This is a genomic window from Aquabacterium sp. (genome assembly GCF_016195855.1).
In the GTDB taxonomy this organism is placed as follows: Bacteria; Pseudomonadota; Gammaproteobacteria; order Burkholderiales; family Burkholderiaceae_C; genus Aquabacterium.
The window spans coordinates 88,043-108,192 of the sequence record NZ_JACPYU010000010.1; the positions used below are offsets into that span (position 1 = coordinate 88,043).

Genomic DNA, 20,150 nt, shown 5'->3' on the forward strand with positions numbered 1-20,150 from the left:
CGCGACACCCAGACCTTCTTCCTCGCACCTTCAGGAGCCTCTCATGTCACACGCTCGTCGTCCGGCCTTGCGCCGGCTGTTTGTCTGCACCCTGGCCGCATGCGCCGGCATCACCAGCCTGGATACCGCCCTGGCCTCCAGCCACCGCGAAGCCCCCTTCATCACCACCTCACCCAAGGTGGACGGCACCGACTTCTACATGTTCATGAGCTACGAGGCCGGCCGCTCGGGCTACGTCACGCTCATTGCCAACTACCAGCCGCTGCAGGATGCCTACGGCGGCCCCAACTACTTCAAGATGGACCCGAACGCGCTGTACGAGATCCATGTGGACAACAACGGCGATGCGGTCGAGGACCTCACCTTCCAGTTCCGCTTCAACAACACGCTGGCCAACAATGGCAAGGGCGTGGAGCTGGCGATCGGCAATGCCAATGTCGCGATCCCGCTGACGCAGGCCGGCGCCGTCAGCACCGTGGCTGATGGCCACCTCAATGTGGCCGAGACCTATTCCGTCAAGGTGGTGCGTGGCGATCGGCGCAAAGGCACGGTCGGTTTGTTGACCAAAGTGGGCAGCAGCACGAGCACCCTTGAAAAGCCGGTGGACTACATCGGCGACAAGACCCTGGGCAACAGCACGGCTTACGAGAACTACGCCCAGCAGCACGTCCACACCGTCACCATCCCGGGTTGCAGCATGCCGGCCAAGGTCTTCGTGGGCCAGCGCCAGGATGGCTTTGCCGTCAACCTGGGCCCGATCTTCGACCTGGTCAATGCCACCCCCGCGCAGATCCTCAACCCGGATCTGAAGAACGCCTTCGCGGCCAACTCCATCCAGGACAAGAACGTGACCACGCTGGCGCTGGAGGTGCACAAGTCCTGCCTGACTTCGGGCAGCGACCCGGTCATCGGCGGCTGGACCACGGCCAGCATGCGCCAGGCACGCCTGCTGGATGGCTCACCCGCATCGGGCCTGCAGACCACGGACAAGGCCGGTGGCGCCTGGGTGCAGGTGTCCCGCCTGGGCAACCCGCTGGTCAACGAGGTCGTGATCGGTTTGCGTGACAAGGACAAGTTCAACGCCTCCAAGCCCAAGGACGATCTGCAGTTCGCCACCTATGTGACCAACCCCACCTTGCCCGCCTTGCTGGGCCTGGTGCTGGTCAATGACACCGCGGGCCTGGCGCCCACCAACCTGCCACGCACCGACCTGGTCTCGGCCTTCCTGACGGGCATCACCGGTTTGAACCGGCCCGCCAACCTCACCGCGGCGGCCGACGAACTGCGCTTGAACACCGCAGTGGCACCGGTGGCCGAGGGCAGCCAGAACCGCCTGGGTGCGGCAGGCGCCATCCTGGCTGCGGGCTCGGTGGCCGGTGCCACGGACCTGGCGGGCTTCCCCAATGGCCGCCGGCCCAAGGATGACGTGGTCGACATCGCCCTGGTGGCCATGGTGGGTGGCTTGTGCGCCATCAATGAAAGCATCGACCTGGGCCTGAGTTCGGTGGTGGTGCCCAAGGTCGGCACGCTGACCTCGACCTGCACGACGGCCTCACTGACCGCCACGGCCAAGGCCGCAGGCAGCAATGGCCTGCCCAATGCCGCCAATGTGCACGATGGGGTGGACCAGGCGCAGGTGCCCTTCCTGACGCGCTTTCCTTACCTGAACACGCCGAACTCCGGTTCGACCCCCAAGCAGTAAGGAGCCCGCCATGCATGCCATTTCAAACCTGAAGACGCTGCGTGCGGCCGGTGCCGTGCTGGGTGTGTTGTTGCTGTCGGCTTGCGGCGGTGGCGGCGGCGGTGCCCCCAGCGCGCAAGCCAGTGCGGACCCCACCGTGCAAGTGGCACCTGCTGCCAGCAGCAACGCGGCCGTGGCCACCAGCTACACCAGCAGCCTGGCCTCGACCCCGCCGGCCACGACCGACACGCTGGAGCCCTTGCCGGTCCCGGCGTCGCTGGCCACGGACGACACGGCCGAGCCGGTCTGAGCCCCGAGCGACAGGAGGGCATCATGCAGTGGGTGGAGGCAAGGCGTGCGAGCGGGCTCCGCGTGGGCCTGCGGGGCGGGGTGCTCGCCGGGCTGGCCGTGCTGCTGAGCGGGGGCATGCCGGCCCTCGCCGCCCAGCCCCGCGTGCCGCAGCTCGACAGCGAGGTGGTGGAGGTGCTGCGTGAGCGGCCCTTGTCTGCGCAGGAAAAAGCCTGGCGCGCCTTGCGTGCCCAGGCCCGTGCCAGGCCCACCGATGTGGCGCTGGCCACGCAGGTGGCCTGGCAGGCCCTGCGCTGGGCCAGGCAGGACGGCGACCCGCGCTGGCTGGGGCAGGCGCAAGCCGCCTTGACGCCCTGGTGGTCACAGCCCGCCCCACCCGATGAGGTGCGCCTGTTGCGCGCCACCATCTTGCAAAGCACACATGACTTCGATGCGGCCCTGCGTGATCTGCGCGCCCTGGTGCGGGCCCGCCCGGATCAGCCGCAAGCCTGGCTGACACTGGCATCGGTGCTGCAGGTGACCGGGCAATACGATGAAGCACAAAGCGCCTGCAACGCGCTCAAGCCAGCCGGCGCACCCTGGCATGCCCAGGCTTGCGCGCTGGAACTGCACAGCCAGCGTGGGGAGGCGGGGGCTGCGGACGCCGCCCAGCGTGGTCTGGCCGAACTTGTGACCCGTGCCCCGCGTGAGCTGTCGGGCTACCTCAACCTCATTCGGGCTGAGCTGGCACAGCGTCAAGGCCAGCCAGACAAGGCGGCCGCGCTCTACCAGGCCGTGCTGGCCGCTGAGGACGATGCCTACACCCAGGGTGCGTATGCAGACTTGTTGCTGGACCAGGGCCGCGCAGCCGAGGTGGTGAGCCTGCTCAAAGGCCACGAGCGCAACGACGCTCTGCTGCTGCGCCTGGCGCAGGCCTATGCCGTCACGGGCGATGCGGCACTGGACCGCAGCGTGCAGGCCTTGCGTGCGCGCTTTGCCGCCGCGCACGAACGTGGTGACAGCGTGCACCGGCGCGAAGAAGCGCGCTTCACGCTGCACCTGCTCAAGCGCCCCCAAGAGGCCTTGAGGCTGGCGCAACTGAACTGGCAGGTTCAGAAAGAACCAGCAGACGCGCGCATCTTGCTGGAAGCCGCTCAGGCTGCGGGTGAGCCTCAGGCGGCCGATGCGGTGCGTGCCTTCATGCGCCGCTGGGGCTGGTCTGACAAGCGCCTGGAGGCCTGGCTGTGAAGCACCTGCGCGCCCTCTTGCTGTGCGTGCTGGCCTGGTGCAGTGCCGGCACGGCCTGGCCCCACAAACCCAGCGACAGCTACATGACCCTGACCGCGCAAGATGGTGGCCAGGTTCTGGTGAACTGGCACGTGGCCCTGCGCGACCTGGACGGCGAGCTCTCCCTTGATGGCAACGACGATGGCCGGCTCACCTGGGGCGAGGTGCGCGCACGCTGGGCCGACATGCTGGGCTACGTCCGCCCGCACATGCGCCTCACGCATGCCGGTGTGGCCTGCACCGCGGTGGCCGGCAGCGACCAGGCCCCGGCCGTGATCGCGCACACCGACGGGCAGTACGCGGTGTTGGCGTGGACCGTGCAATGCCCCTTGTCGGCGGCCCAGCCCTGGTCCGACCTGGATGTGGATTACCGCCTCTTCGCCCTGAGCGACCCCACGCACCGTGGCATCGTGCGCTGGCGTGTGCAGGGCGCGGGCATGGCCACGGCACGCGAGGTCAGCAGCGTGGTGCTGGGCGTGACACGCACGCAGCACCATGTGAGCTGGACAGGCTTGCAGGGCGGCGTGCCCTTGTCCACGCAGGCCGATGCCGCTTCGCCCGTGTCGAACATATCGACCACCTCAATGAGCACATCAGCGGCCCCACCCCGCACGGCGGACAGCGCTTCCGGTAGCGAAACCCATGGTGAAACCCACAGCGCCCTCCTGCTGCGTTACGTGCACGACGGCGTCGACCACATCGCCGCCGGCATGGACCACATTCTTTTCCTCGTCTCCTTGTTGCTGGTGTCGGTGTGGCGCCGCGCGGAGGCCGGCCCCGGCATGGCCGCCCCACTCGGTTGGTTGCCACGTGAACAATGGCGCAGCGCGCTGGGCGAGGTCCTGCGCCTGGTCACGGCCTTCACGCTGGCCCATTCCTTGACGCTGGCCCTGGCGGCCTTTGGCGTGGTGTCGCCGCCTTCGCGCTGGGTCGAGTCCCTGATCGCGTTGAGCGTGCTCGTGGCCGCGCTGGACAACCTCTGGCCACTCTTGCGCGCACCCCGCTGGATCGTGGTGTTCGGCTTCGGCCTGGTCCACGGCTTCGGCTTTGCTGGCGCCATGCAGGACCTGGGCCTTTCCCGGCAAGACCTGGCCTGGCCGCTGCTGGGCTTCAACCTGGGCGTCGAGCTGGGGCAGTTGATGCTGGTGGCCCTGGTCCTGCCGCTGGCTTTCTGGTTGCGGCGCACGGCCTTGTACCGCCAGGCCGTGGTCTTGCCGGGCTCGCTGGCCATTGCCGTGCTGGCCGCGCTGTGGCTGTACCAGCGTGTGGCCGATGTGGCCCTGGGCTGGGTGCCGGGTTGAGCGCCTGATCGGCTGATCAGGCCGAATCTGGCTCAAGCGGGCCCAGGCGGGCCCAGGCGGGCTCATCTGCCGATAAAGCCATGATGGCGAAAGGGGTAGCGTGAATCCACGCGGTATGAAAGGGCGTAAGGAATCGAGGCATTTGCCAAACACAGTCAGGCGCGCCCATGATTCAATTCAGACTGCCGAGCCAGCCCTGCCCAAGCCCAGCCTTGTCGGGACCTTCCCATGACCGATCTTTCTGATCTGAACGCCTGCGTGGACGACCTCGAAGCCGAGTGGCTCGACGCTGCGTCTGAAGAGGCGTGCGCGGAGGCTCCCCCCTTGCGGCCCCCCCCGACCGCCAACGAGGTGCAGCTGCAGGTCTGGTTGTCGCGCGTGGTGCGCCAGGACGAAGCCGCGCTGGCCGATCTGTACCGCGCGACGGTGGGCCGTGTGTATGGCCTGGCCCTGCGCATCGTGCGCAACCCCGCGCTGGCCGAAGAAGTGGCTGAAGACACCTTCTGGCAGGTCTGGCGGCAGGCCCCCCGTTTTGATCCGCAGCGCGGCACGGCCCTGGCCTGGGTGCTGACCATCGCCCGCAGCCGTGCGCTGGACGCCCTGCGTGCCCGCACCCGTGCGCAAGCCGACACCGTGTCGGCTGATGCGCTGGGCGACGCGCTGGATGCGCAGCGCCTGCACAGCGATCACGCCGACAACCCGCATGACCTGCTGGCATCCATGCAAAGCCATGAACAACTGCATGGCGCCTTGCGTCAGCTGGAGGCGGTGCCGCGGCAACTCGTGGCCCTGGCCTTCTTCAAAGGCCTGACCCATGAAGAAATCGCCGGGCAGACCGGCCTGCCGCTGGGCACGGTCAAGTCCCATATCCGACGCGCCCTGACGGTCCTGCGCAAGTGGTTGACCCCAGGCTGCGACCACGTGGCCAATCCGTATGATGCGGCGTGAGGACCACGACATGAAGCCCTTGACACCCTCGCCTACCCCCCCGTCCATCATGTCCGGCACCGCCAGCTCCGCCTTGATCGGCCCGGCCGAGTTCGAGCCGCAGACGCTGCCCGGTGTGGCGCCGCTGGCCGCGCTGGGCCTGGCGCCCACGCTGGCCACGGCCTTGAGCCCGATCGAGCCCGACGCCGCCCAGGATGCCCGCCTGCGCGGCAAGCTGCTGGCGCGCGTGGCCCGCAGTGCCGCCGCCAACCGCCCCTTTGTGACCACGCGTGTGCACGATGGCGAGTGGCTGATGCTCGCCCCCGGCGTGCAGCAACGCCCGCTGCATGCCGATGACGCCGCGCAGAGCAGCTTGCTGCAATGGCAGGCCGATGCCGCATGCAGCCTGCCTGCCACGGGCCAGGCCCATGAGTGCCTGGTGCTGCAAGGCGAAGTCCATGTCAACGGGCAGGCCCTGCATGAACAGGACTACCTGCTGTGCCCCCCGCAAGAAAACGAGCAGGGGCCCCTGCGCCTGCAGGCCAGCGCCGGCACACGGCTGTACTGGCGCTGCATCGAGCCTGGTGAAGAGGCCTTTGGCCGCACGGCGATGCCGCATCTGGCCCGCGCCAACGACATGGCCTGGGAGCCGCTGCGCCGTGGTGTGCAGATCAAGCCCTTGTATGCCGAGGGGGACCGCATCTCGATGCTGGTGCAGTTTGAGCCCGGCGCCAGCGTGCCGGCACATGGCCACGGCCATGGCGAAGAATGTCTGATGGTGGCCGGCGACCTCTTCCTGGGCGATGTGCTCTTGTGCCAGGGGGACTTCCAGTTCGCCCCGCGCGGCACGGGGCACGGCGCGCTGCAATCGGACGTGGGCTGCGTGCTGTACTTCCACGGCGCCATCGACCCCGCGGTGGTGGACCCCAGCGTGCGCCCTGGCTGATCCCGTCGATCGACCGGCTCGGCTCGGCCTGGATCAGGCCGGGCCACCTCGCCAGTTGGCGATCTCTGACACCGTGCAATGCAGGCGCCGGGCCATGCCGATGGCGCCTGCGCGCATCACCGTGAAGTGGTTCCAGGCGAACAGGCCGCGCAACAGCGGGGCGAAGCGGCGCATCCACGGGCGGGTCAACTCGACTTGATAGCGGTAGGTGACGTCCACCACATCGGGGGCGACCGGGTCGATCAGCCACAGTCCATGCCCGCGCAGATCGCCGCTGGACTGGCCCTCGATCTCGCCGTGGCCATCGGGGTGGCGCTCCGTGCGGGTATTGAGCGCGTCGATGGTCAACTGGTAGCCCAGCGCGGTCTGCCAGGTCAGTTGCGCATGTGTGCCCGTCTGCCCGGGGGCCGAGCGCTTGAGGATCTTCACCTCGCGCACATGCGGCCACCATTGCGGCCAGCCTTCCAGGTGGGTGAGCAAGGCCCACACCTGCGGCGCGGGACAATGCAGGCGCCAGCGGCTGATGAGCACAAAGCGGGTCGGGGACATGCAGGGGCGATCACAAAGAGGGCAACCCTCTTCATACGCTGGTCGTGTCGGGCTGGATGCAATGTGTGCAAAGTGCTGTGGCCAGGGCGTTTGGCGTGAGGCTTGTCACGGCTTGGCCGCGACCGACGAACGATCTGCCTGCTGCACGGTGGCAAACGGCACCCGCTCCATCAGGTAACACAGGCAGTCCTGTCGCACCACCTGTTCGTCCAGCGTCAGCATGGCGGGCATGGCCGGGCGCTTGAGGCGCAGGGTGCCGTCGCCCGTGTCGAAGAAGGTGTGGGCCACGTCCTGCCCGGCTTCGTCGCGCACATCCAGTGGCATGGCCAGAGCGGTGTCGCCAAAGGCCGCGCCAGCATTCAGCTCCACGAAATTGAGGTGGTCCAGCTGGGCCTTGAGGTTCAGCGGGCGCTGCGGTGTGCCAAAGCCGAAGTCGACATCGGGCGCCACTTTCACCAGGGCCACGGTGTGGTACAGGTCGATGTCGGGCTCACGCACGCCATGTTCGGGGAAGGCGGCCAGATGCAGGCAGGCCTCGATGAAACGGGCGGCGGCGGCCTCGTTGGCCGGGTGGCCGGGCTTGCCGCACTCCACCGCCACGGAGGGGCACAGCGGGGCGAAGGCCGCGGTCTGTGAGCCCTGCGGCCCCCGGAACCACACCACCGTGCGGGTCAGCAGCAAGGCCAGGTGCAGCGTGGCCGCATCCAGTTGGCTGACCACGCTGTAGTGCGGGTTCAGGCCGGTGTTGTTGTGGATGTCGATGCTGGCAAACAGGCCGCGTTGCAGCATGATGGCTTGCACCTCGCGCGCGATGGCCGCCTCCGGGGTGCCGGCATGCACCACGGTGCCGGGCCAGATGCGGTTGTAGTCGGGCTGCGTGTCCAGCCGACGCATGCCGGTTTGCGCGGCCGAGACATTGCCGATGAACAGGCTCATGGCCCGAGGCAACTCGCGCCCGGCATGGGCCTTGAGCACCTGCTGGATGGCCACCAGGCCCACGTCCTCGTTGCCATGCAGCAGCACGGACACGAAGAGCTCGGGTGTGCGCCGGCCAGGCAGGTGGATCAGGGTGGGGCCGTCGATGAGCTGGTGCAGGTCGCGCGCGGTGGCGTCCAGAAAACCATCGGGCAGGGCGGTGAGGCGGGTGAGCTTCATGGATGTCAAAGAGGCTGTCAAAGAGGCCATTCGTGCACAGGCAGGCCGCTGCGCTGGTTGGCCAGGTAGTCGGCAGTGAGTTTGAACAGGTCGCCATGCCGGGCATGGTGCGCCAGTTGCCAGGCTGCGCCGTTGCGGTGGGTGCGCAGTCGCACGGCCAGCACGTCCAGGTAACGCTCGATGTCTTGCGAGGCCAGGCCTTGTTGCTGCAGGCCTTCGCGGGCCATGGGCAGCAGGTCGATGAGGATGTCGGCGGCGCAGCGGGTGCGGCCATCCAGCCAGCTCAGCGGGGCATCCAGGCCTTCGCGGGCGGCACGGTAGAAGTTGTCGCGCGCGGGCGCAAAGGGCAGCAAGGCCTCGGGTGGTGTGGCGCCCAGCGCCAGCATGTGGACCACGCCGTAGTAGAAGGCGGCGTTGGCGATCATGTCGATGATGCTGGGGCCGGCCGCCATCACGCGCTGTTCGATGCGCAGATGGGGTTGACGGCTGTCGTTGAAGCCGATCAGCAGGCGATTCCAGCGCCAGATGGTGCCGTTGTGCAGGCGCAGGTGGGTGAAGGCGCTGTCGGGCGTGTCGCTGCAAAGCGGCAGCAGCACTGGGTAGCGGCGGGCGTTGTCGGCAAAGTAATCGGTGGGGTCGCTGCCCAGGTAGCCCTCACCAAAGCCAACGCGCCGGCCTTGTGCATGCTGGTCGCTGCCGCAGTCCACGGCCTGCTCGAACAGCGGCACGCGCGTCTCGTGCCACAGGCTGTGCCCGAACAGGAAGGGCGAGTTGGCCGACAAGGCCAGCAAGGGCCCGCTCAGGATCATCGAGGCGTTCATGTGCCGGCTGATCTGCGCGGCGGGCACCTGCAGGTGCACCTGGAAGGACGTGGTGGCCGCCTCCAGCATGACGTCGGCATGGCTGGTGTGCAAGTGCGGCTCACCTGGCCGGTGTGAGGCGATGTCCAGCGTGATCGGGCGGCCCTGGCGGGCCTTGAACACCTGCTGGTTGAGCGCGACATAACGCTTGGAGGGCGTCATGGTCGACAGGTTCAGGTCGGTCTCGCGCAGCGTGGGCAGGGTGCCGATGGCCACGGCCGTGGCTTCCTCGTCGTGCGCCGTTTGCAGGCAGCGCGCCCAGGTCTGGCTCAGGCCCTGCTCCAGCCGGGACAAGGCCAGGCCCGTGAGCGGTTGCGGCTCACCATTGAGCTCGATGTTGAAGCGCGAGAGTTCGGCCACCACCAGTGGGTCGGCCATGCGGGCCAGAAAGGCCTGGTTGCAGGGGATGGGGCAGAAGTGGCGGTCCAGCAGCCAGGCTTCCAGCTCGAAGCCGGCCACGCGGGCATCTGCCGCGAAACCGCCTTGTGCAAAGGTGGCTTGTGCCAGCCGGGTTTCGTCGGCCAGCCGCTGGCTGAATCGGGTGTGATCCTGCTCGGTGAAGCGGGTTGAGGTGATCTCCTGGCCCATGAGGTGGTGATGGCGGTGAACAAGCTTGCATCATCGCCATTTGCGGGCGCGGGATCACGCGATAACCGTACCGGGCTTGAGGCGTATCAAGTTGCCTGCCTGGTTGGCGCGCCCGTGACAAGGGCTTGCCGGATGCGGTCGATTTCGCGGAACAGGTCGCCAGCGGCCAGCGGCTTGGTGAGGTAACCGTCAAAGCCCGCTTCCAGCGCATCGTCGATCTGCGTCTGCATGGCATTGGCCGACACCGCCACGCACGGGGTGGCGTGCAGCAGCGGGTCGGCGCGCACCATCTGCAGGACCTGCACGCCGTTCAGGCCGGGCATCATCATGTCGATCAGCAGGATGTCGGGGTGCCATTGCCGCGCCTGCGCCAGGCCACTGAGGCCGTCTTCGTTCACGCTCAGCTGCAAGTCGGGGCGCAATTGCCCGTATGCCAGCAGCAATGCTCGGTTGGCGGCCTCGTCGTCGATGTAGAGCACCTTTGTGCTGGGGCCGGCTGTTGGCGACGCGTGTGCGGCTTCGGGCCAGGCCGGGGGCGAAAGAGAGGCAGATGGGGTGGCATCGTCGGGCGTCTGACACAGCGGCAACTCGATGCGGAAGGCGCTGCCCAGCCCTTCCTGGCTTTGCACACTCAGATGGCCGCCCATCAGCTCGATCAGGCTGCGCGTGATGACCAGGCCGATGCCGGTGCCCTCGATGGCGGACTGCTCTCGCCCCAGGCGGTTGAAGGGCTGAAACAGTTGGGCGATCTGCTGCGGGTTCATGCCCAGTCCGGTGTCCTGCACGATCAGGCCCAGCACAGGGCCCGCCACTTCCGCACGCACGCTGACCTGGCCGCCCGGGCGGTTGTACTTGATGGCGTTGGACATCAGGTTGAGCAGCACCTGTTTGAGCCGCGTGCGGTCCCCGCGTATGCAAGGCAGGGGCACCTCGGGCAGATCGAGGCTCAGCGCCACGCTGGCTGCGGCCGCCTGGACCCGCATCTCGCGCACGCCCTCGCGGGCGACCTCGCAGGCGTCCACATCGCTGTGCTCGATCTTCAGGCTGCCCGACTCCAGCCGCGACACGTCCAGCAGGTCGTCGATGAGCGCCAGCAGATGGCCGCCGGCTTGCATGATGTGCTGCAGCCACTCGCGTTGCCGTCCCGCCAAGGGCTGTTGCCGGTCGAGTTGCAGGATCTGTGAAAAGCCCAGGATGGCGTTGAGCGGGGTGCGCAGCTCGTGGCTCATGCGCGCCACGAACTCGCTCTTGGCCAGGTTGGCCCGCTCGGCCAGGTCCTTGGCGACCAGTGCGGCTTCCGCGCGCCGGCGGTCGGTGATGTCGCGCACCACGACGCTGGACAAAGTTTCACCCAAGGCGTCCGAGTAGGTCACGGTGGAGATCTCCGCGTCGAACAGGCTGCCGTCACCACGGCGCATGGTGATCTCGCCTTGCGCGTGACCGGCTTGCCGGCGTTGCTGCATCAGCGCCGCCACCCTGGGGTCGTGTTCATCAGTCAGATCCCGGCGATGGCGCTGGCACAACTCGGCTTCCGTGAGGCCGAAGATGGCGCAGGCCGCCTGGTTGGCACTCAGGATGTCGCCCTCGATCGAGGTGATCATCACGCCGTTCATGCTGTTTTCGTACAGCATGCGGTAGCGGCTTTCGCTGCGGGCCAGGGTCTGGGCCATGCGTTTGCGCGCGGTGATGTCGGCAAAGGTCACCACCACCTGGCGCAAGGTCTGGTCCGCCGTGAACTCCGGGTAGGCATTGCACAGCACCCACTCCGGCTCCTGCGCACCAGGGCGTTGCACCCCCACCACCAGATCGCCCACGGCCTGCCCGGATCGGATCACCTGGGCCACCGGGTACTCGTCGATGGTCATGTGGGTGCCATCTTCGTGCAGGAAGCACCAGGCCGGGTCGATCACGGCGCGGCCTTGCATCTGCTCGGCGCTCAGGCCCAGCAGCCGGCACGCCTGTGGGTTGCTGCGCAGCACCTTGCCATCGGCGCTGTGCACCACCACCCCGGCCATCAGGTGGTCGATGAGGAAGCGCTGCTCTGCTTCGCTGGCCTGGAGCGCTTGCGCGGCGAGTTGCGCTTCCGCGTTCCAGCTTCGCTGGCGCGCGAGCGTGAAGCGGTAGCCCATGAAGCCGCCCAGAAACAGCAGGCCGATCAACACAAAGGGCACGCGCGCCTGTTGCCACCACAGGCGCTGGATGTCGGCCACGGGCATGGCCACGAACACCGTGATCGGGAAATGCGCCATGCGGCGGAACACATTGCTGAACGCGCTGCCCGCCAGCTGGTTGGGCCCTTCGACCTTGCCTTCCAGCGGGAACTGGTTCTGCGCAAGGTAGCGCGTCAGCGCGCCATCCCGCGGTTCTCCATAGACGGTTTCCAGGGGGGCGCTGGCAGGGATGGGATAGCGGGTGAGCAGGTAGCGGTCATCACGGATCAGCCCGATGGTGGCGTTCGGGGTGACGGGGGCGCCACGCCAGAAGGTCTGCATGAAGTCCACGGGCATGGAAGACACGATGAAGCCCAGGACTTGCCCCTGCGTGTCCTTGAGCACATAGCGCACAGGGAAAATCCATTGCCCGGTCACGGCACCACGCAAAGGGCGGCCCAGATCCATGCGGGTGTCGGCATCGAGCGTGCTCAGGAAATACTGGAACGCCGCTTCGTGAGCCAGGGAGGGCAGGGGGCCTGCCCGGGCCGGTGAGGAGGCTTGCAACTGGCCATCGGGGGCCACCAGGTGAACCGCCAGCGTTTCGGGGTGCAGGGCATGAAAGCGTTGCACCAGCTGCTGGGCGTGCTCGGGGTGTGTGAGCCGGTTGGCCGAGACCAGGTCCTGGGCCAGCCCCCTGAGGCCGGCTTCCACCTGCGTGAAGTAGCGGTCCAGCGCCGTTTCCGAGATATGCAGGGCGGCCTGCATCTGGCGCACCTGCTCCTGCTGGGTTGCCTGCCAGGCGTGCCAGCCAAACAGGCCGGCAAAACCAAGCAGCAGCAGGCCGAGCAGCACGGCCAGACGGGTCAACAGGCGGGTGGAGCTGGGTTCGTTCATGGATGCTACAGACGACCCCGATGAGTTGATCTGGACCGGCGAGACTCGCCACATTGCCCGATTGTCGATATATCTGTGCTGGTGACAAGAGGGGGGGCGGCAGGCACAAAGACAAATGCCGACACCGTCGTGAAACGGTACCGGCATTCGGGGCTCAAGCCCAGGACTTGCGTTTGCCCTGCCGAGGCGACCTGCGACAGCGACCAAGCCTTGAAAAACAGTCAGTAGCGGTAGTTCAGGCCGATGTTGGCACTCGGCAGGAAGGTGATGTGGCCCACGGCGTCATGGATCTCGGCCGTCTTGGCGTCCACATCAGTCTGGGTGACGGTGTAGCCGCTGTAGGTCTTGCCCACGATGTTGGTGTCGGTATCGAGCTTGGCCCGCCCGATCGACACGCCCACATCGGCGATGAAACCCATGCCGGCGGCGCGGGGTTGGTGGCCCCAGCCCAGACCGATGTAAGGCATGGTTGCAGGGAACTTCATTTGCAGGTTGAAATAGTCGGCCGACGAGGGCGTGATGGTCTGGCCGTTGACGGTGATGGACGAGTTGCCATCAAAGCGGGAGTTCAGATCCAGCTGGGCCTTGTTGAAGGTCAGCCCGCCGGTCAGCCGAAAGCGCCCACCAAAGGGAAAGTAGTCGGCGAACAGGCCGAAGCGGTTGTATTGCGCCTTGGTGTCGAAACCCACGCCCGACACCGAATGCGTGCGCCGCACGGTGCCCATGGTGCCCGCATCGGCGCGCAGCCCCAGCTTCTCGTTGACCGTGATGGCGTAACCGGCCACCACCCCAGGCAGGCCCACGCTCACGTAGGACTCGCCGGCGTAGGCCGAGATGGCGGCCATGCTGAACATCAGGCCGCTGAGGGCGGCAGCGCTCAGGACAGCGCGCGGGGCGGTCAGGCGTGGGTTCAGCATGGGGCTCTCCTCGAAAGGGCTTGTTGAGTGCCGTTGCACCATGCAATATGGCGCATCACGGGAAGCCGAACTTTAGTCAGGCCCGCGGTGGGGCAGTCGTGGCTCAAGGCGGTGTTTGTTTGCGCTTATCAGGCTTTAGGTCAGGGCACTTGCTGCCGAAATTGGCTGATCCTCCTTCTTCATTGACATGGCCCTTCACACCCCGACGATGCTCCTGATGATCATGGTGGTCAGCGCCGTCACGGGTGCGGCCATCGCCGTGATCGCATACCGGCGCCACCCGGATCTGCTGCTGTGGTCGACGGCGCTGGCGCTGCATGGCCTGGGTTATGCGCTTTACTGCCTGCGCGGGCTGATCCCCGACTTTCTGTCCATCGTGGTGGCCAATATGGCCATTGCGGCCGCGTTTGCCCTGTTTGGCGAGGGCTTGTACCGGTTCCAGGCACGCCAGCCTGTTCGATGGCTGCTGTGGTTGCCCGTGCCCTTGAGCCTGCTGGGCTTCAGTCTGCTTCTTCACGATCAGCGTGCGCGCTTCATGCTGGCTGGTTTGCTGGTCAGTGCCCAGTCGCTGGTCTTGCTGGTGACCTTGTGGCAGCGGCGACGTGTCACGCCCGGGCGTGGCCAGTACATCCTGGCCACCGGCTTGACCCTGGTCCTGAGTGTGATGTTGCTGCGCGTGCTCGGCATGTTCCTGGGCGAGGTTCACATCGCCGCGGTGGGGGACTCCCACCCCGTGCAGAGCGCCACCTTCGTGATCTCCTTGGTGGGGCTGCTCTTGCTGGCCATTGGCCTGGTGATGATGAACCAGGAGCACGCCGAGCAGGCGCTGCAAAACGAGCGCGGGGCCGAGCAGTTCCGCAGCCAGATCCTGGAGTTGCTGACCAGTGGCCTGCCCTTGCGGCAGGTGCTGGTGGCCATGGTGCAAGGCATCGAGCGCCTGCACCCGGGCATGCTGTGCAGCGTGGTGCTGCTGGACCGACAAGGCCGCCATCTGGCAGAAAGCGTGTCGCCCAGCCTGCCCGATTTTTACAGCGCGGCCATCAACGGCCTGGAGATTGGCGAAGGCGTGGGCTCGTGCGGCACCGCCGCCTTCAAGGGGCAAAGGGTGGTGGTCGAGGACATCGCGCATCATCCCTACTGGGCCGACTACAAAGCCCTGGCGGCGCGGGCTCGCCTGGGGGCGTGCTGGTCGCAACCTATCCTGTCATCGGGGGGCAAGGTGCTGGGCACTTTCGGCATCTACCACCGCGAGCCCCATGCCCCCTCACCAGCCGATATCCAGCTCATCGAGCAATCGGCTGCTCTGGCCAGCATCGCCATCGAGCGCAGCCGGGAAGCGCAGGAGCTCAAACAGAGCGAGGCGCGCTACCGCTGCCTGATCAACTCGGCCAACGAAGGCATCTGCGTGGTGCAGGGCGACCTCATCCGCTTTGCCAATCCCAAGCTGTGCGAGCTGGCCGGCTACCCCGAGAACGTGATCCTGGGGCGTTCCTTCCTGGACTTTGTCCACGAGGACGACAGCGACCTGGTGGTGCGCAACCGGCGCAAACGCCTGGCCGGTATTGATGGCGATTTCAAATACCCGGTGCGGGTGCTCACGCGTGAGCATGGCGTGCGCTGGTTCGAGTTGAGTGGCACCAGCTTCGAGTGGGAAGGGCAGCCCGCCACCTTGAACTTCCTCACCGACATCACCGACCGTGTGCAGATGGAAGAGCGCGTGCGGCAGTTCGCCTACCACGATGCCCTCACCGGCCTGCCCAACCGCCGCCTGCTGATGGACCGGCTGGGGCTGGCAATGGCGCGCCACAAACGCACGGGCCAGCATGGCGCCTTGATGTTCCTGGACCTGGACAACTTCAAGCCGCTCAATGACCGCCATGGGCACGATGCGGGCGACCTGCTGCTGGTGGAAGTGGCCCATCGCCTCAAAGGCCTGGTGCGCGAGTCCGACACCGTGGCCCGCTTTGGTGGGGATGAGTTCGTCGTGATCCTGGGTGACCTGGATGCCGGTGAAGACGCGGCCCGCGCCCATGCCATGAGCGTGGCCGACAAGATCCTGAGCACGCTGTCAGAGCCCTATCACCTGCGCCTGCCCAGGCCGGATGGGGATCACGCGGTGATCGAGCACCACTGCAGCGCCAGTATTGGCGTGGCGCTGTTCCTGGGCGAGCCGGGCACCGAAGACGATTGCATCAAGCAAGCCGATGGCGCCATGTACCAGGCCAAACAGGCCGGGCGCCACACGGTCAGACTCAGCGAGCCGCCACGCAAGGCGGCGCCCGTTCAGCTTCAGGCCTGATCGCCTGCCTCATCAGGCCGCACGCAGCGTCCTGGCGGCCTCCACCATGTTGCGCAAGGCCGGGATCACCTCCGCCCATTGACGTGTCTTGAGCCCGCAGTCCGGGTTCACCCACAGGCGCTCGGCCGGGATGCGTTCGGCGGCCTTGCGCATCAGTTGCACGATGTGCGCTTGTGTGGGGATGTTGGGCGAGTGGATGTCGTACACACCGGGCCCGATCTCGTTGGGATACTGGAAATGCTCGAAGGCATCGAGCAACTCCATGTCCGAGCGCGAGGTCTCGATGGTGATCACGTCGGCGTCCATGTCGGCAATGGCCGCGATGATGTCGTTGAACTCCGAATAGCACATGTGCGTGTGGACCTGGGTGTCGTCCTGCACGCCATTGGCCGAGATGCGGAAAGCCTGCACGGCCCAGTCCAGATAGGTCTTCCACTGCGACTGGCGCAGCGGCAGGCCTTCGCGCAAGGCGGCCTCGTCGATCTGGATGACGCGCACACCGGCCTGCTCCAGATCCTGCACCTCCTGGCGGATGGCCAGCGCCAGTTGCAAACAGGTGTCGGCACGGGGCTGGTCATCCCGCACGAAAGACCAGTTCAGCATGGTCACCGGGCCGGTCAGCATGCCCTTCATGGGCTTGGTGGTCAGCGACTGGGCATAACGTGTCCAGCCTACCGTCATGGCCTGCGGGCGGCTGATGTCGCCAAACAGGATGGGCGGCTTGACGCAGCGCGAGCCATAGGATTGCACCCAGCCGAACTGGCTGAAGGCGTAACCGTCGAGCTGTTCGCCGAAGTACTCGACCATGTCGTTGCGCTCGGCCTCACCGTGCACCAGCACGTCCAGGCCCAGGTCCTCCTGCTCTTTCACGCTGCGGGCGATCTCGGCGTGCATGGCGGCCTGGTAGCCGGCTTCATCCAGCTCGCCGGCCTTGTACTGGCTGCGTGCATGGCGGATCTCGGGTGTTTGCGGGAAGGAGCCGATGGTGGTGGTCGGGTAGGGCGGCAGCTTCAGCAGGGCCGCCTGCTGGCGGGCGCGCACGGCATAGGGGTTGTGGCGGCGGCCCAGCGCCGGTGTGATGCGGGCCAGTGCGGCCTGCACCTCAGGCTTGTGCACACGCGGTGAGGTGCGGCGCGAGGCCATGGCCGCGGCATTCTCTGCCAGTTGGGCCTGGACGGCTGCGCGGCCCTGCGTCAAGGCCGTGGCCAGGCAACGTAGCTCATCGAGCTTTTGCAAGGCAAAGGCCAGCCACGATCGCAACTCGGCATCGAGCCTGTGTTCGCTGTTCAAGTCCACCGGCACGTGCAGCAGCGAACACGAGGGCGCCAGCCACAGGCGCTCACCCAGCTTGGCGTGCACGGGCTCCAGCCAGGCCAGCGTGGCTTGCAGGTCGGTGCGCCAGATGTTGCGCCCATTGACCACACCGAGTGACAGCACCTTGTGCGATGGCAGCAGGTTCAGCACGGGCGCCAGCTCATCGCGTGCGTTGATGGCGTCCAGATGCAGGCCAGCCACTGGCAGCGTGCAGGCCAGGTGCAGGTTCTCACGCAGGGGCCCGAAGTAGGTGGTCAGCAGCAGCTTGACGCGGCAGGCCTTGAGCTGGTGGTAGGCCAGGCTCAAGGCGTGGCGCCAGTCGGTGTCCAGCTCGGTCACCAGAACGGGCTCGTCGATCTGCACCCACTCGACACCGTGCGCGGCCAGCAAGTCCAGCAGCTGCGCGTAGACAGGCAGCAGGCGCTCCAGCAAGGCCAGCTTGTTGGACGCATCCTTGGCCTTGCCCAGCCACAGGTAGGTGACCGGGCCGATCAGCACGGGCCTGGCCTTGACGCCCTGGCTGTGGGCCTCATCGAGTTGGGCCAGCAAGCGGGTGGCGTCCAGCTTGAAGGTGGTGCCCGTCGCGAACTCGGGCACGATGTAGTGGTAATTGGTGTCGAACCACTTGGTCATCTCGCCGGCCTGCACGCCGCCGCCGCCACAGCACTCGCTGTGGCTGGCCGTGCGGCCACGGGCCACGCGGAAGGCGTTGTCCAGCGCATCGCCATGGAAGTCGCGCACGCGCTCGGGCAGGTTGCCCAGCGTGAAGCTCATGTCCAGCACCTGGTCGTAGAAGGCGAAGTCGCCCACGGGCACCTGGTCCAGGCCGCTTTGCGCCTGCCAGTGCTGCTGGCGCAACTGGGCGCCCACCGCCAGCAAGTCCTCGCGCGGTGTCTGCCCCTTCCAGTACGACTCCAGCGCGAACTTGAGCTCACGCTTGGCGCCGATGCGAGGAAAACCCAGGTTGTGTGTCGTGACCATGTTTCGTCTTTCTGTGGATCTTGTTCAAAACGAAGGCGATGGTAGGGATCACGATCCATGAAGTAAAATGGTATTAATTCAGCGATCCATTACTTTCATTCATGATTTGCCATGATCGAGCGCATCCACCTGAGCATCGTTCGCGAGGTTGACCGCCAAGGCTCGCTGACGGCGGCGGCCCAGGTGCTGTGCCTGACGCAGTCGGCGCTCAGCCACACCGTGAAGAAGCTGGAGCAGCAACTGGGCACGGACATCTGGTTGCGCGAGGGCCGCAGCCTGCGCCTGACCCAGGCTGGCCAGTACCTGCTGGCCGTGGCCAACCGTGTGCTGCCGCAACTGGAGCAGGCACAGGATCGCCTGCATCAGTTCGCGCAAGGCGAGCGTGGCACCCTGCGCATCGGCATGGAGTGCCACCCGTGTTACCAGTGGCTGCTCAAGGTCGTGTCGCCCTACCTGGCGCAATGGCCCGATGTGGATGTGGACGTCAAACAGAAGTTCCAGTTCGGCGGCATCGGGGCCTTGTTCGCCTACGAGATCGACCTGCTGGTGACACCTGACCCGCTGTACAAGCCCGGCCTGTGTTTTGAAGCGGTCTTTGATTACGAGCAGGTGCTGGTGGTGGGGCCGGGACACCCTTTGGCCAGGGCGCGCCATGTCGAGCCGGCCCAGCTGGCCGACGAGGTGCTGATCACCTACCCGGTGGCGCCTGACCGGTTGGATGTGTTCAACCAGTTCCTCACGCCGGCAGGCATTGCACCCAGGCGCCACAAGACCATTGAGACAACCGACATCATGTTGCAGATGGTGGCCAGTGGCCGCGGCGTGGCCGCCTTGCCGCGCTGGCTGGTCAAGGACTACGCGCGCAGCATGCCCGTCACACCGGTGAAGCTGGGCCGCAAGGGCATTGCCAAGCAGATCTTCCTGGGCTGGCGCGAAGCGGATGCCGACATCGACTACCTGCAGGCCTTCGTGAAGCTGGCCCACGGTGCCTGAGCGCGATACGATGGGCCATGGCTGCCACGCAAACCACGCTTGCCCACGACGTTCGTGAAGAGCCCCATCTGGTGGGGGATCTGGCCATCTGGCTGGTGATCCTGGCCGAGCTGCTCACCTTCGGCATCCTCTTTCTGGCCTATGCCTTCACGCGGGCACGCCATGTGGCCTTGTTCAATGAATCGCAGCGCACCCTGGACTTGCACTCGGGCGTGGTCAACACCCTGCTGCTGATCTCGGGCAGCTGGTGCGTGGCCCGCGCGGTGCAGGCCGTGCGCGGTGATGACAGCACACAAGGGGGGCGCTGGCTGATCGGGTCCCTGCTGTGTGGCAGCGGCTTCGTGCTCATGAAGGTCACCGAGTTCGCGGCCAAGCTCCATGCCGGCATCGACCTGTCGACCAACGACTTCTACATGCTGTACTTCATGCTGACCGCCTTCCACTTCCTGCATGTGGTGGCCGGCATGGTGATCCTGGCGATCTTGCTTGTGCGGACCGGGCAGGGCGCATATGGCCGCCACGATTGCCACTCGCTGGAAACCGGTGCCGCTTTCTGGCACATGGTCGACCTGCTGTGGATCGTGTTGTTCCCGCTGGTCTACGTCATGCGCTGATGGATGCGTTGAACCCCGGAGCTGCCATGCTGAACAACAAGATCAACCGCATCTGGCTGGCCCTGGTGGTGGCCACGCTCATCACCTTCAGCCTGGGGGAAAGCGGCCTGTCCGGCCGGGCCGGCATCGCACCCGTGTTGCTGATGTTTGCGCTGGCCTATGGCAAGGGCATGCTGGTGATCCTGGACTTCATGGAGCTGCGCCATGCCCCTGCGCTGTGGCGGCGCTTGATGGTGGGCTGGCTGACCCTGGTGCTCGTGGCGATCGTGCTGGCCTACTGGCTGGGCAGTCGCTGGTGAGGGGCGATTTTCTTCCAGCTCACTAGGAACAACCCGGTCCCACTTAAGGGGACTGTGCGAGGGTGTTGACAGGCGCCACAATCGCGTACATGAAGCGCAGCGCT

At 66.5% G+C, this 20,150-nt stretch carries 16 protein-coding genes; 10 read left to right on the forward strand and 6 right to left on the reverse strand.

What is annotated here, in order from left to right:
* Positions 1–43 precede the first annotated feature (43 nt).
* The 6 genes from HY019_RS08860 (at position 44) to HY019_RS08885 (ending at position 6,430) form a co-directional block, all read left to right on the forward strand.
* Positions 44–1,702: a DUF4331 domain-containing protein gene (locus tag HY019_RS08860; RefSeq protein WP_290690656.1), complete on the forward strand. Its 1,659-nt coding sequence runs from the start codon at positions 44–46 to the stop codon at positions 1,700–1,702.
* A gap of 10 nt (positions 1,703–1,712) precedes the next feature.
* Entirely contained in the window at positions 1,713–1,991 is a 279-nt protein-coding gene (locus HY019_RS08865) for a hypothetical protein (RefSeq protein ID WP_290690659.1), read from the forward strand.
* Between the two features lie 23 nt (positions 1,992–2,014).
* Positions 2,015–3,217 (forward strand): tetratricopeptide repeat protein, encoded by a 1,203-nt coding sequence (locus HY019_RS08870; protein WP_290690664.1) that lies wholly within the window; start codon positions 2,015–2,017, stop codon positions 3,215–3,217.
* Complete coding sequence (locus HY019_RS08875) at positions 3,214–4,557, forward strand: HupE/UreJ family protein (protein ID WP_290690668.1); 1,344 nt, start codon at positions 3,214–3,216, stop codon at positions 4,555–4,557. Before HY019_RS08870 ends, HY019_RS08875 begins: the two co-directional genes overlap by 4 nt.
* A gap of 228 nt (positions 4,558–4,785) precedes the next feature.
* Positions 4,786–5,505, forward strand: a complete 720-nt coding sequence (locus tag HY019_RS08880) for a sigma-70 family RNA polymerase sigma factor (RefSeq protein ID WP_290690672.1) — start codon at positions 4,786–4,788, stop codon at positions 5,503–5,505.
* A gap of 10 nt (positions 5,506–5,515) precedes the next feature.
* Positions 5,516–6,430 carry a cupin domain-containing protein gene (locus tag HY019_RS08885; protein WP_290690684.1) on the forward strand — a complete coding sequence of 305 codons (915 nt, stop codon included), beginning with the start codon at positions 5,516–5,518 and terminating at the stop codon, positions 6,428–6,430.
* A gap of 33 nt (positions 6,431–6,463) precedes the next feature.
* Here the strand turns inward: HY019_RS08885 and HY019_RS08890 are convergent, their stop codons facing one another.
* From HY019_RS08890 to HY019_RS08910, 5 genes are all read right to left on the reverse strand, one after another.
* Positions 6,464–6,979, reverse strand: coding sequence for an SRPBCC family protein (locus HY019_RS08890; protein ID WP_290690687.1), 516 nt, complete (start codon positions 6,977–6,979; stop codon positions 6,464–6,466).
* Positions 6,980–7,084: 105 nt separating this feature from the next.
* A complete protein-coding gene (locus HY019_RS08895; protein ID WP_290690690.1) occupies positions 7,085–8,134 on the reverse strand; it encodes a M14 family metallopeptidase in 1,050 nt (349 codons plus the stop codon).
* A 17-nt stretch (positions 8,135–8,151) separates the two neighbouring features.
* Positions 8,152–9,582, reverse strand: coding sequence for a glutamate-cysteine ligase family protein (locus HY019_RS08900; RefSeq protein WP_290690692.1), 1,431 nt, complete (start codon positions 9,580–9,582; stop codon positions 8,152–8,154).
* Positions 9,583–9,668: 86 nt separating this feature from the next.
* Positions 9,669–12,629 (reverse strand): PAS domain S-box protein, encoded by a 2,961-nt coding sequence (locus HY019_RS08905; protein ID WP_290690696.1) that lies wholly within the window; start codon positions 12,627–12,629, stop codon positions 9,669–9,671.
* Between the two features lie 221 nt (positions 12,630–12,850).
* Positions 12,851–13,546 carry a hypothetical protein gene (locus HY019_RS08910; protein WP_290690699.1) on the reverse strand — a complete coding sequence of 232 codons (696 nt, stop codon included), beginning with the start codon at positions 13,544–13,546 and terminating at the stop codon, positions 12,851–12,853.
* A gap of 187 nt (positions 13,547–13,733) precedes the next feature.
* Between HY019_RS08910 and HY019_RS08915 the strand changes: the two genes are divergently transcribed.
* Positions 13,734–15,845 carry a diguanylate cyclase gene (locus HY019_RS08915; RefSeq protein WP_290690703.1) on the forward strand — a complete coding sequence of 704 codons (2,112 nt, stop codon included), beginning with the start codon at positions 13,734–13,736 and terminating at the stop codon, positions 15,843–15,845.
* Between the two features lie 12 nt (positions 15,846–15,857).
* Here the strand turns inward: HY019_RS08915 and metE are convergent, their stop codons facing one another.
* The gene (metE, locus tag HY019_RS08920) at positions 15,858–18,140 is read right to left on the reverse strand and encodes a 5-methyltetrahydropteroyltriglutamate--homocysteine S-methyltransferase (RefSeq protein ID WP_290690706.1); all 2,283 of its coding nucleotides are present in this window, start codon (positions 18,138–18,140) and stop codon (positions 15,858–15,860) included.
* Positions 18,141–18,251: 111 nt separating this feature from the next.
* Here metE and HY019_RS08925 point away from each other — a divergent pair, with 111 nt between their 5' ends.
* From HY019_RS08925 to HY019_RS08935, 3 genes are read left to right on the forward strand one after another with little or no spacing between them, the layout of a single operon-like run.
* The gene (locus tag HY019_RS08925) at positions 18,252–19,133 is read left to right on the forward strand and encodes a LysR family transcriptional regulator (protein ID WP_290690709.1); all 882 of its coding nucleotides are present in this window, start codon (positions 18,252–18,254) and stop codon (positions 19,131–19,133) included.
* A 17-nt stretch (positions 19,134–19,150) separates the two neighbouring features.
* Positions 19,151–19,747, forward strand: a complete 597-nt coding sequence (locus tag HY019_RS08930; RefSeq protein ID WP_290690710.1) for a cytochrome c oxidase subunit 3 family protein — start codon at positions 19,151–19,153, stop codon at positions 19,745–19,747.
* A gap of 26 nt (positions 19,748–19,773) precedes the next feature.
* Positions 19,774–20,046: a cytochrome C oxidase subunit IV family protein gene (locus HY019_RS08935; protein WP_290690712.1), complete on the forward strand. Its 273-nt coding sequence runs from the start codon at positions 19,774–19,776 to the stop codon at positions 20,044–20,046.
* Positions 20,047–20,150: the final 104 nt, after the last annotated feature.

Bases quoted from the DNA above. Each gene is read 5' to 3' on its own strand.
- HY019_RS08905 (WP_290690696.1), bottom strand. From the start codon at position 12,629: ATGAACGAACCCAGCTCCACCCGCCTGTTGACCCGTCTGGCCGTGCTG.
- HY019_RS08915 (WP_290690703.1), top strand. From the start codon at position 13,734: ATGGCCCTTCACACCCCGACGATGCTCCTGATGATCATGGTGGTCAGC.
- HY019_RS08910 (WP_290690699.1), bottom strand. From the start codon at position 13,546: ATGCTGAACCCACGCCTGACCGCCCCGCGCGCTGTCCTGAGCGCTGCC.
- HY019_RS08865 (WP_290690659.1), top strand. From the start codon at position 1,713: ATGCATGCCATTTCAAACCTGAAGACGCTGCGTGCGGCCGGTGCCGTG.
- HY019_RS08885 (WP_290690684.1), top strand. From the start codon at position 5,516: ATGAAGCCCTTGACACCCTCGCCTACCCCCCCGTCCATCATGTCCGGC.
- HY019_RS08930 (WP_290690710.1), top strand. From the start codon at position 19,151: ATGGCTGCCACGCAAACCACGCTTGCCCACGACGTTCGTGAAGAGCCC.
- HY019_RS08860 (WP_290690656.1), top strand. From the start codon at position 44: ATGTCACACGCTCGTCGTCCGGCCTTGCGCCGGCTGTTTGTCTGCACC.
- HY019_RS08895 (WP_290690690.1), bottom strand. From the start codon at position 8,134: ATGAAGCTCACCCGCCTCACCGCCCTGCCCGATGGTTTTCTGGACGCC.
- HY019_RS08870 (WP_290690664.1), top strand. From the start codon at position 2,015: ATGCAGTGGGTGGAGGCAAGGCGTGCGAGCGGGCTCCGCGTGGGCCTG.
- HY019_RS08880 (WP_290690672.1), top strand. From the start codon at position 4,786: ATGACCGATCTTTCTGATCTGAACGCCTGCGTGGACGACCTCGAAGCC.
- HY019_RS08900 (WP_290690692.1), bottom strand. From the start codon at position 9,582: ATGGGCCAGGAGATCACCTCAACCCGCTTCACCGAGCAGGATCACACC.
- HY019_RS08890 (WP_290690687.1), bottom strand. From the start codon at position 6,979: ATGTCCCCGACCCGCTTTGTGCTCATCAGCCGCTGGCGCCTGCATTGT.
- metE (WP_290690706.1), bottom strand. From the start codon at position 18,140: ATGGTCACGACACACAACCTGGGTTTTCCTCGCATCGGCGCCAAGCGT.
- HY019_RS08925 (WP_290690709.1), top strand. From the start codon at position 18,252: ATGATCGAGCGCATCCACCTGAGCATCGTTCGCGAGGTTGACCGCCAA.
- HY019_RS08935 (WP_290690712.1), top strand. From the start codon at position 19,774: ATGCTGAACAACAAGATCAACCGCATCTGGCTGGCCCTGGTGGTGGCC.